14 protein-coding genes are annotated in these 11011 nt (G+C 45.5%); 8 read left to right on the top strand and 6 right to left on the bottom strand.

The window, feature by feature from the left end; all coding sequences use genetic code 11:
- Positions 1–34: 34 nt before the first annotated feature.
- The 7 genes from ASE74_RS24275 to ASE74_RS24250 are packed head-to-tail and all read left to right on the top strand — an operon-like array spanning position 35 to position 5358.
- Positions 35–1357, top strand: a complete 1323-nt coding sequence (locus ASE74_RS24275) for a type IV secretory system conjugative DNA transfer family protein (RefSeq protein WP_082458922.1) — start codon at positions 35–37, stop codon at positions 1355–1357.
- Positions 1358–1407: 50 nt separating this feature from the next.
- Positions 1408–1818, top strand: a complete 411-nt coding sequence (locus tag ASE74_RS24270) for a hypothetical protein (protein WP_055915398.1) — start codon at positions 1408–1410, stop codon at positions 1816–1818.
- The gene (locus ASE74_RS24265) at positions 1815–2300 is read left to right on the top strand and encodes a M23 family metallopeptidase (RefSeq protein WP_055915396.1); all 486 of its coding nucleotides are present in this window, start codon (positions 1815–1817) and stop codon (positions 2298–2300) included. The genes ASE74_RS24270 and ASE74_RS24265 overlap by 4 nt, the downstream gene beginning before the upstream one ends.
- Complete coding sequence (locus ASE74_RS24880; RefSeq protein WP_157255524.1) at positions 2297–2455, top strand: hypothetical protein; 159 nt, start codon at positions 2297–2299, stop codon at positions 2453–2455. The genes ASE74_RS24265 and ASE74_RS24880 overlap by 4 nt, the downstream gene beginning before the upstream one ends.
- On the top strand, positions 2448–3662 hold the full coding sequence (locus tag ASE74_RS24260) for an ArdC family protein (protein ID WP_055915393.1): 1215 nt from the start codon (positions 2448–2450) through the stop codon (positions 3660–3662). The genes ASE74_RS24880 and ASE74_RS24260 overlap by 8 nt, the downstream gene beginning before the upstream one ends.
- Before the next feature lie 10 nt (positions 3663–3672).
- Positions 3673–4461, top strand: a complete 789-nt coding sequence (locus ASE74_RS24255) for a DUF4099 domain-containing protein (RefSeq protein WP_055915390.1) — start codon at positions 3673–3675, stop codon at positions 4459–4461.
- A gap of 45 nt (positions 4462–4506) precedes the next feature.
- Positions 4507–5358, top strand: coding sequence for a hypothetical protein (locus ASE74_RS24250; RefSeq protein ID WP_055915387.1), 852 nt, complete (start codon positions 4507–4509; stop codon positions 5356–5358).
- A gap of 84 nt (positions 5359–5442) precedes the next feature.
- Here ASE74_RS24250 and pepE read toward each other — a convergent pair whose 3' ends face one another.
- The 3 genes from pepE to ASE74_RS24235 all read right to left on the bottom strand — a co-directional run bounded on the left by pepE (position 5443) and on the right by ASE74_RS24235 (position 8247).
- Positions 5443–6138: a dipeptidase PepE gene (pepE, locus tag ASE74_RS24245; protein ID WP_055915384.1), complete on the bottom strand. Its 696-nt coding sequence runs from the start codon at positions 6136–6138 to the stop codon at positions 5443–5445.
- Between the two features lie 94 nt (positions 6139–6232).
- On the bottom strand, positions 6233–6853 hold the full coding sequence (locus ASE74_RS24240; protein WP_055915382.1) for a Crp/Fnr family transcriptional regulator: 621 nt from the start codon (positions 6851–6853) through the stop codon (positions 6233–6235).
- A gap of 158 nt (positions 6854–7011) precedes the next feature.
- Positions 7012–8247, bottom strand: coding sequence for an AraC family transcriptional regulator (locus ASE74_RS24235; protein WP_055915378.1), 1236 nt, complete (start codon positions 8245–8247; stop codon positions 7012–7014).
- 202 nt (positions 8248–8449) lie between these two features.
- Between ASE74_RS24235 and ASE74_RS24230 the strand changes: the two genes are divergently transcribed.
- A complete protein-coding gene (locus tag ASE74_RS24230) occupies positions 8450–9073 on the top strand; it encodes a trans-aconitate 2-methyltransferase (RefSeq protein WP_055915376.1) in 624 nt (207 codons plus the stop codon).
- On the opposite strand, the gene ASE74_RS24225 is transcribed toward ASE74_RS24230, so the two are convergent.
- The 3 genes from ASE74_RS24225 to xrtY are packed head-to-tail and all read right to left on the bottom strand — an operon-like array spanning position 9063 to position 10988.
- Positions 9063–9806, bottom strand: a complete 744-nt coding sequence (locus ASE74_RS24225; protein WP_055915373.1) for a polysaccharide deacetylase family protein — start codon at positions 9804–9806, stop codon at positions 9063–9065. The genes ASE74_RS24230 and ASE74_RS24225 overlap by 11 nt on opposite strands.
- Before the next feature lie 3 nt (positions 9807–9809).
- Positions 9810–10361 (bottom strand): WcaF family extracellular polysaccharide biosynthesis acetyltransferase, encoded by a 552-nt coding sequence (locus ASE74_RS24220; RefSeq protein WP_055915370.1) that lies wholly within the window; start codon positions 10359–10361, stop codon positions 9810–9812.
- A gap of 6 nt (positions 10362–10367) precedes the next feature.
- On the bottom strand, positions 10368–10988 hold the full coding sequence (gene xrtY / locus ASE74_RS24215) for an exosortase Y (protein ID WP_055915367.1): 621 nt from the start codon (positions 10986–10988) through the stop codon (positions 10368–10370).
- Positions 10989–11011: the final 23 nt, after the last annotated feature.

Below are 11011 nucleotides of genomic sequence, written 5' to 3'. Positions count from 1 at the left end.
GTCTATGTAAATAGATGGCAATTACTTGAGCCGTATGAGCTGGAAACTCTCACGTACGGTTCTTAGAGGAGAAGGCGGGAGCAATTCCGCTGACTTACTCGACTGTGATCTCGGGCAGATTGCCTATTACCATTTCCTGTTGGGAAAGCAGCAGGGGCGGCTCGAGGGCTATGCCTTCCATGTCATCAACCTCAACTGCGTGGAAATGAGCCGCAGGCTCAACGTGCTTCGGGCAGACTATATCCTTACCCTGGCCGATGCCTCGGAAACCGCGGAAGCTTTGCTGGAGGCACTTAAAAAAGGGGACAAGTCTTCAGGTAGCGACCAGTTCTTTACCCAGAGTGCGGTGAATTTTCTGGCGGCCTGTATTTATTTTTTCTCGCGGTATGAATCCGGACGCTACTCGACCCTGCCGCATGTGCTCGCCTTTCTGAATGCCCCGTATGAGCAGATATTTGCTACTTTGACCTCGAATCCAGAACTGGATTCCCTGCTCTCCCCATTTATGACCGCCTACCGGGCAAAGGCTTTCGATCAGCTCGAAGGTCAGGTCGGCACGCTCAAGATCTTTATTTCCAGACTGGCCACAAAGGAAACGTTCTGGGTTTTCTCGGGCGATGATTTTCCGCTCAAGATCAGCAGCAGGTCTTCTCCCTCGATGCTGATACTGGCCAATGACCCCAACACCCAGAACATCAATTCGGCCTGTTACTCAGTGGTACTCAACCGGCTGACCAGGTTGATCAACTCAAAGGACAACCTGCCCAGCGCACTGGTGCTTGATGAACTGCCGACGCTTTATGTCCACCGGATCGAGAACCTGATCGCCACAGCCCGGTCGAACCGTGTGGCAGTGCTCATGGGGCTTCAGGAGCTTCCCCAGTTCCAGCAGCAATATGGAAAAGAAACCGCTACAACCATCTGCGCGGTAGTGGGCAATGTCCTTTCCGGATCGGTCAGGAACAAGGAAACACTGGACTGGCTGGAAAAACTCTTTGGCAAGGTAAAGCAGGTCAGCGAAAGCCTGTCCCTTGACCGCGGAAAGGCTTCTGTTTCTTTGAGCGAGCGGCTGGAATACCTTATCCCATCAGGCAAGATCGCATCGCTAAAGGCCGGGGAACTGGTGGGCATGCTGGCAGGGGATATACCAGAAACCTTTAACGGTGAATTTCAGCCTTCGGCCATCAACTGCAGGGTCAATCTGGACCTGGATGCGATCTCTGCAGAAACGTCCGCATATCCTGCCATGCCGATCTATTATGACTTCAAGGGCAAAAAGGATGAAATCCTTTTCGAAAACTTTAAACGCATCAATGCTGAGGTATCCAGGATCATCTCAAGATTCCCCGTAGGCTGAAAGGCCTTGCCATCATACATCAAATCTTTAAACTTTAAAAAGCCAAGCTTATGCAACATTATTCAGGAATGCTTGTCCTGGCCCATGGCCGGACGGCGGAAGATAAATTAAGAATTGGGATGATCAGCAGCATCGATGCCGCCCAGGGGCGGGCAAAGATCGCTTTTGGTGATTTTTCGAGCGCCAACCTTCCCGCGCCCGATATCCTGGTCTTGAAAGATAAAAACCAGCTCTACAGGGATCTGCTCACCTCGGCATCTGTGATGGAAACAGCCGATTTTAAAGCAGTTTTCAAAGTCAGTATGCTGCAGGACCGGCCTGGCAGTGCTGCGCTGATGGAAGCTTTGGAGCTGCTCAAAGACAGACCGGGTGCCCTGCAGCTGGCAACTGTGAGTCTGCAGGAAAAGATAAACAGCTCCCTTGAGCTTCACAACGGAGCAGAAAGGGGGAAGTCGAGATGAAAAAGCGGATTTTGTTTTTGGTCCTGATCAGCGCGTTTGCACAGCATTACGCCGCCTTTGGCCAAGCGTATGCTTTTCCGGTCTTTCCCCTCATCACAACAAGCCATTTTGGGTTTCGGCGACATCCAATTACCGGGGAAGGTGGATTTCACGATGGGGTAGACCTTAGGGCAAAGGGCTGCGAGGTAAGGTCGGTGTTCAACGGGCTGGTCAGCGCCAGCGGTTATCACCGTTACCTGGGCAATTTTGTATCGGTTTCCAGAGGGGAACTTAAAGCTACCTATGGTCATCTTTCTGCTTCTTTGGTTGTCCCCGGATCCAAGGTGCTGGCCGGAGAAGTGATCGGGATGTCCGGCAGTACCGGAAGGACTACAGCCGAACACCTGCACTTCTCCTTAAGCTACCGTTCCCGTCAGATCAATCCACTGAAGTTTCTTTTTTTTCTACAGTCCTCCAAGGACACCAAACTGATCACGCCATGATAACAGACTACGAGAAACACCTGATCTCCCTTGAGGGAATATTGCAGGCGATACCGCTTGAGGGATGGACAACCCTCAGCCCGGAACAGGCCGAAATCTACGGCACCAGCGTTTGTGATGAATTGCCGACATGGGAAGGAGGGGAAGATGGATAAGCCACAAGTCCCCTTATATGTTCAGGTCGCCCAGCGGCTGATCGAACAGCTCAAGGCAGGAACCTCTCCATGGCAAAAGCCATGGAACGGCGGAGCGCCTCCCGGATTCTCAATGCCCTATAATCAGCAGAGCGGCCAACGCTACAAGGGCATCAACGCGATGAACCTTTTGCTCACTGGACGGAGTGATCCCAGGTGGCTCACCTTTAAGCAGGCCGAGGCGGCAGGTTTCAGGGTCATGCACAAAGAAAAGGGAAGCTTGATACAGTTCGTGAAAACCCATGAACTCATCAGTCTGCGTGATGACCGTGGAAAACCCCTTTATGATGATCTGGGAAACCTGTTGAGGGAAAAAGTAGCCCTAAACAGGCCCATTGTGAGCAATGCCTGGGTTTTCAATGCCGAACAGATCAGCGGCCTTCCGCCGCTTGCTGTAAATAATCGGAAAATAGACTGGGACCCCACCGAACGCGCCGAAGAGCTTATCCGACACAGCGGTGCGCAGATCGAGCATAAGTTCATCGACCGCGCATTCTACCACATCCGCTATGATGTGATCACGATGCCCGATAGGAGCCAGTTTTCCTCATCGCAAGGATATTACGCCACCCTGCTGCATGAACTTGCACACTGGACCGGGCATCCCACACGGCTTGAACGGGAAACCCTGATGACCAGTGGAATAGAAGCCTATGCCAAGGAGGAACTCCGGGCGGAGATTGCATCTATGCTGCTGGGCGATGAGCTGCAGATTGCCCACGATCCCTCCCAGCATGCCGCCTATATAGAAAGCTGGGTATCGATACTCGAAAATACGCCCGTGGAAATCCATGCTGCGGCAATGGATGCGGAAAAAATATTTTCTTTTCTGCGGGATATTGAGCTAAAGGCGCAAAAAGACATCACCATGGCGGATGAAGCTGCAATTGCTCCGGGGCCGGTTGCGGGTTTAAACTACCTCTCTACCGGAGATGAGATCAGCTATAAGCATAATCTTTACCGCATTCAAGGACACTTGAAGCAGGGCAGGCTACATGTGCAACAGCAGCCTTCAGGTCTGCAGTTCACCCTTTCAAAATCCGATCAGCTCTACCGCTCACTGCTTGATGTCAAGCTCAGCGGCCTGCTTAAAAATCCTGCAGCGATAACTGCCTCCAGCAGTGCGCCGGACTGGGATGCAGGAACAGGAAAAATAAACAAACGCTAAATCACAAATCATGAAAACATTATTCAACGCCGGTGAGCTGCCTACTTCCCAACTGGAAAAGCTGGGCATATATCACCAGGGTCAGCTTCTTCTAGACCCCCATAATATCCGGGCCCTGCTTTCAGGCCGAAGGACCGAACTGCTTTCCCTGCGGGGCATCCATTGGGAAAATTTCAACATCGAGCGCTTAGATGCCAAGCTTTCCCTTTTCAGAAATGACCTGGGGGAAGCGGAGGTTCTGATCCACCCGATCTACAAAGAGGTAAGGAAACACCCCTTGCTTAGCGAAGAGGAAATGACCAGGCTTGCCGCTGGTGAATGCGACTATATCGGCAAGAGCATACAAAAAGAAGAAGGGCATTATTCAATGCTGAACATTGAATATGATCCGCAGACCAAAGAATTCATCACCTACGATGTCTCGAAGGTCCAGTCCCCGGATCTAATCAACGGGATGCTGCTCTCTCCCGAAGAAAAATCCGCATTCAGCAGGGGTGAACTTTTGACCCTGAGCGACGGTACCCAGCTCCGGCACCGCGCCTCGGAGCCTCTGGGACTGCTTTCCGACCGGAAAGCACTGATCCTGTCGGTACTGCTGGACGGTGGAATTTCTTATCTGCTGCTCCGTGGGATCAGGTCTTTGAATCAAAGGGAGGCCCAAATAGATTATGCCACCCCGGCATTTAACAGCGCATACCGGGATATGGAAGGACAGGGATCGGTAAAACAGGAAAAATATGTTCTTCCGCAAAATCTTTTCAATCCTGCCCCGGAGCGCTCAAAGGGCATCTCAAGATAATCTTTCCTTTCTTTTTAATGCAAACCAGTGATAAAAAAATAAGTTATGAATCAGAACAATCTGGAATACCTTCAAAAAAGCCTGGACTATCTGGGTTTTGGAACAAAATTAAACGACGTACTGGAATCTGCCATTTACCGGCAGCTGGAAAAATTCTCCCTGGGGATCAACCAACGCTATATTCCAGGGGAATTCAGGTCTGATCCCGGAAAAGGGGTCGACCAGCTGCACTTTGACCTCAATTTTTCAAAGGCCAGGGATTCGGATGTTTATTTTCTCAACAGCTATGATGCTACACTCACACGCTACAATGATACCCCGCCGGTCTCACAGCGCTTTGATCTCGAAAGGGACAACAGAATGACCGCGCTCCAGAGCTACAAGCTACTCTGCGGTCTCTCCCTGCAAAAAGACATTTATGTGAAAAATACCTCTGGCACAACTACTGCCGACCGCGAGAAGGTAGCGGTATGGTTCAGGCTGGATTTATCGGTCAGCGGTAATAACGGTAACCATCCGCTTAATAAATTTTTTCCGGGCTATGGTTTTGATCTGGAAAAGACCATCGACAGATATCCGTTCAACGGCCTTGATGAGCTGGAAAAAAAGGACGCCGTTACCAGGGCCTTGCGCTATGGTAATCTGGTGGAGCTCTCTCTTGAGCTCAACGGTAAGCAGCAGGCCGTATACGTTGCTGCAAATCCCAGGCTTAAAACCCTTGACATCTATACAAAAGATATGCAGCAACTTTGGGACAACCAGATCTTTTCTACCGGGCAGAACCAAGAGCAAAAGGCCGGACGGGCATTTGAAGGTGTCCTGCCTCCCCCTCAGGTGGCCCGCCAGTTTCCATGGAAACAGCAAGGGGATGAAAACGGGCCAAAGATCGGAAGGTGAATCCTTCCGGTCTGATCCTGCAGTACCACCCTTATCAATACCGCAAGGGGTTTGCATGATAATGGCAAATTAACGCTCTGAGGATTATAGAAGTGAAGTGCCTGCGGGAATTTCATAGGCTGGCCTTCCCGGTTCAAAGATCCTGGTAAATTCACTGCCTTGGGTACTCATTTTATCTCCTAGAATCCTGATCCAGTTTCCTTCACGCAAGCCCACAACTTTTACGCTGTTCTGGGTTAAAAATTCATTGATCCTGGTTTCTCTGGTTTCACCATTATGCTTTAAATCCGGATGGGGATCGAGGTAATGCGGGTTGATGTTGAAGGGAACAAGTCCCATACAGTCAAAAGAAGGTGGGTAAACAATGGGCATATCGTTTGTGGTTTTCATGTTGACCCCACCAATATTGCTCCCTGCGCTGCAACCCAAATAGGGTTTTCCATTTTGGATATTTTCACTCAAAGAAGTCATTAATCCGAGTTCGTGCAATGTTTTTACCAATAGAAATGTGTTTCCGCCACCGGTAAAAAAGCCCTTTGCTTTATGAACAGCCTCAACAGGATCGGCAGATTCATGTAAACCTTTAACGCTGATGTTTAAGCTAGCAAAAAAATCACGGGCTTTAGCGGTATAGCCCTCGTGCGAAATACCACCCGGCCTGGCATAAGGTATAAACACAATTTCATCTATCCCTTCAAATAAGGTAATGATTTCCTGTTTCAGGTATTCCAGGTAATTTCCGCCATAAAGGGTGGAAGTGGAGGCCAGTATCACATTCATTTCAGTAAACTTCAGGTGCAAAATTATTGTGTCGCTGCAAAGTTAACAACACAGAGGTATTTAACTAAGATTCACCGGTAAATTTAAATGGTAACTAAGCCAGCATTTTCAGACCCCCGTCAGCCGCTCTGTTTCTTATCCGGCTTAAAGTTTCCAGGCGCATACCCAAATAACTGGCCAGATAACGTTGGGGCACTCTGTCCAAATCAAAAGCTGTGCTTTCCAGCTTCAGGTACCGGCCCAATGCATTTGGTATCCGGGCCAGATTAGACCGCTCAGCTGCCTGGTAGCGTTGGGTTTCCAATAACTTTCTGGCAATAACATTCCATTCAGGATAACTGGAAGAAGAGAAATCCGTAACCGAATAAGGAATCCGCACCAGGTAGGAGTGCTCAAGGGCCTGAAGATATTCTACCGAATGGTTAGTTTTTTGATTGGGATGGCGGATGGCCTCTATAATCTGGTTTTCGAAACCGAACCAGGTACTGATGTCCTTTTTGCGGTCTTTAATAAATCCCCTGACCACACCGTGAAGCAAAAAATACATTGCATTGTTGGCATCTATCGGCGAGAGGATGTGTTTATGCTTTTTTACCGAAACAACCTGGCAGGAAGCTTCATAATGTGCAATAAAATCTTGGGATAGCGGATGAAGTTTTTCCAGATAACTGAAAAATGGTTTCATAAGAATACGGCTGTCAGTACCTGTTAGCATTACTTTTATTTAGGATGGAGACCAGTTAATCAGTGCTTTTTTAAATGATTGATGGATCACCCTGAAAGCACTTTTCAAATGTATCGGCTATCTTTTATAAAAGATAAAGCAGGAGGAAGATTGGTCTCTAATGATTGAACCGTTAGAGCAAAAAGCAGCTAAATGGGTTTCTGAGCACTCAATTCCTGAGAAAAATAACTTGTAGGCATAACACCTTTTTCCTTTTTAAAAGCATTGTAAAATGTAGCCTGGTTTTTAAAGCCCGATTCCTGTGCAATTGCTTCGATGGTAATTTTATCGGCAAGTACAGGGTATTGTGTTAAAAAATTTGCTACCCGGTAGCCGTTTATCCAGTCGCGGAAATTTTTGCCAATGTGGTTATTGATTACGAAAGAGCATTGGTGAACAGGAATATTGATGCGGGCAGCCAGGTCTATGATCTGTAAATCATGGTTTAGATAAAGACTGTTTTCTTCCATTTCTTTTTTGATCAGCTCAGCGTACAAAGAAATTTGCGTTTCCGAAAGGTTAAACTTTTTAGTGGATAGCCTGAGGGCTTTTGCTTTCAGGTCCGATATCGCAAAATCTTCCGGTGCACTCATTTCGTCTGAGACGACCTTTTCCCTCCATTCCTGCTTATTCCAGTCTATGGCCACGAGCAGAAAACCATAAAAAATGCTGGGTTTGTGCAGTGCATATAAAAGAATGAGCAGCAGCGCTGTGCAGTTGATTACCATAAAGGCAGCATTCTCCATCGGAACTCCAATGTTTCTCAATAAAATCGGCAATAGGCCAAGGAGCTGAAAAAATGTGGCTACTTTAAGTAAAAATATAGCCCAATACTGCGCGGTATTGCTCACTTCACCTGAGCTGATGATCCTGGATCTGATCACAGCCAACCAGGTTAATCCAAGATAGGCTATGGTTAATACAGGCCTGAAAAAATAGTGTATATAAGAAGGAAACAGGCCACTCTTGGCGGTCAGCGACAGATAGCCTTCAGCGTGAAGTTCACTGGTGATGCGGTTCCAGTCAATGGGGGCCAAACCAGGCCAGGGAAGAATATGGATGATAGCCAGTACAGCAGGGATAAAATGAAAAAGATCTCTTTTGGTTAAGATTGGTTTTTTGGAAAGAAAACTGGTGATGTAAAGGTAAAAGCAGGCAGGCGCGGCAAAATACAGCGGCGTGAAAAACTGGAAAAAAATAGAAAGCGGTGCTGAATTTCCGGTTGTAATAAACAGTGAGTTAAGGACTTGGCCAAAACGTGAAAATAATAAAACAGACAATAATATATTCTGCCTTCTATTCCCATTTTTAGCAAAAAATAAATGGATGGAAATTAAAAGCAGGAAAAAACAGGTGGTTGCGGAGAGGAAGTTAACAAACTGCATATATAATTAAAGCAAGGTATGGCTTTAATGTCAACTAATTGGGATAATGTCTGATTTTTAAGATAAATATCAAATGAAATTTATCAATCCTTTCTCAGCTGCTTTAAAAAAAAGTTAATTTTACTTTTTGGTATGAGAGAAATTAAGAAAAACTACCTCATGCGTAAGAATTTATCGTTTACCTAGCCGTTAAAATTATTAGATGCCACTGCTTTTAGATATGGTTAAAAATAAATTAAGGCACTTGCTTTACACATTTATACTTTACAGATTCGGATTTGGAAACCGGGTATCAAAAAGTGTATGGGAAAAACAGTTTAAAGGGGAAGATTGGGATTATCTGTACAGCGATGCAGAGAAAGACCATTACCTGACGATAGCAGGTCTTATTAAAGAGCACGGTTTGGGCAGCATTTTGGATGTTGGCTGTGGTCAGGGGGTACTTTACCACTACCTTAAATTGAAATTAGGCACCCTAAATTACTTTGGAATAGATATTTCGGCCAGTGCAGTAAGCAAAGCAAAACATTCGTTCCCTGAAGCTGGCTTTAAACAATTAGACTTTGAGTATGGGAAACTGGACGGAAAATTTGATGTAATCATTTTTAACGAAACGCTGTATTATTTCAACAGGCCGTTAAACACCATTCAAAAATGTATTGATCAGAATTTAAACAGGGGAGGATATTTTATCATTTCCATGTGCGATTACACAGGTCATGAGGTAATATGGCAGAAACTGAATCAGCGTTTCAATTTTATTTCTTTTGAAGAAATTAAAAACGATAATAATCAAAAATGGAAAGTGGGGCTTTTTAAGGCTTAATCAACTTGTAAAGCGAAAGCAGCGGATCGAGTAGATTGCGCATCAGTTGATAGCTTTGGCTCAGTTTGTAAGCGATAGATTTGGCAGTATCCGCTTGGTGTATGCCTATTCTGCGCAGGGCTAAATTATTTTGCCTGGGTTGATAAATGGAGAGGCCATATTGATAAGCACATTGTTTCAACAATAATCGGTACCGCTTCGGAACCTCCCCGTAGGGATAGGTAAAGGTGTAAATTTGTTTATTGAGCAGTGCCTCAAGGTATTGTTTAGATGCCGAGATTTCTTCTGTAAATTCTGTTTCATTAATTTCGCTCGCCCTTAAATGGTGTTGGCCATGGCTTGCTATTTCCATGCCCTGGCTGCTTAAATACTGTAATTGTTCAGCATCCATCAAAGCGACCTTGGCAAAACCTTGTTCTGTTACATCCCACATGTTAAACCCACCAATTTGCGCGGTAGGAATAGAAAAAACAGCTTTCATTTTCCGTTTAATTAACTCAGGGACAGCATAATCAAAAAGTGTAGCCGGGCAATCATCAAAGCTAATGACAACTAATTTTTGATGAGAAGCAGCGTTTCCTGTACTAATCGCATCGAAAGTGGTGGTAATCAGATTTTTTTGCTCAATGAGATCAAGAAGGAGGTTAAACTGTCGGGTGCTGATGCTCCAATTACTGATTCCTTTTCCAGGCAAATCAACAATATGGTGAAGCATAATAATCGGAATAGCCATGTATTAAAGAATTTTCCGCTCCTTAATATTAACTGCCGGGTTACCCTGGTTGATGGTGTAAGCTTCAAGATCTTTTGTGGCCATGCTGCCCATGGTCAATACCGAATGGCTTTTGACCCTCAATCCAGGTCCAACTATAGCACCCGCTCCAATCCACGCGCCTTCCTCTATGGTAATGGGCTTTGTAATTAAATCGAAGCTTGTTTTACTGAAATCATGGTTTCCCGTTATTAACATGGCCTGCTGCGAGATACAACAGTTTTCGGCAATATGGACGAAATCTAAATTTTCGATGTAACAGTCGGCCAGCCAGCTGTAATTACCAATGGTAAGCTTCCATGGGTATTTAATGTGGATTCCGGGCTTAATCCTTACCTCTTTCCCAATTTTTGCGCCAAAAAGCCTTAAGATAAAAACAAGTAATGCACTAAATGGTACCATTCTGCTTTTAAAAAAGAAAACATCCGTAAAATACCATAAAAACTGTTTTATGGTCGAAGCGCCAATTTTGAAGTTGCCTGTATTAAAGTTTTTATGGAGCTGAGTCTTGTTCAAATTGAATTAATCTTGTGTTGGCTCTTCTACGGCTACGGCTTCTATATTTCCCTTGCCTTTAGTGTTTTTTTTGATCCAGAGGTATAACATTACAAAAATGCAGATGTATACAATCACATTAAAAATTTCGTGGTGGTAGGTGAAATTTTGGCGCTGGGATTCGAAGAAGCCAAGCAGCACACCCAAGCCGGCAATGCGGCAAATGTTCAAAATATAAATGGTTACCAATCCAATTGCGAGCATTTTAAGGGTCGATTTCCAGGGCGCAGGGAAAGCCAGTACAAAAGCAGCTAAAAAACTCATCACACCAAGGCCGAGGCACGAGTAATTAATCCGGAGGTATGGGCCTGCTACAACCATTACATCAGAATCATTGTAAATGGCATAAAATCCAAAAGCCTTAATAATCCAAACCGCAGGTACAATCAAGGCCGTTTTTAAGCCCTGGATATAGTTTAAATGCTGCGCAAAATAAGCATTGTAAAATCTTGCACCCTCGTTCATTACGCTATTCATAAAGAGGTTGCCCTGACTAAATAAAATATACAATACGAACAGTGCAATTACAAACTTAATTGCTTTTTTATCTGCTTGTTTCTTGGCCTGTTTAATCTGGATTTCGTTCATATGCTTATTGCAATTCGGTATAA

The sequence above is a fragment of the Pedobacter sp. Leaf216 genome (assembly GCF_001421515.1).
GTDB lineage: Bacteria > Bacteroidota > Bacteroidia > Sphingobacteriales > Sphingobacteriaceae > Pedobacter.
Note: the sequence above shows the minus strand (reverse complement) of the source record. Positions and strands in the feature narration are given on the sequence as shown.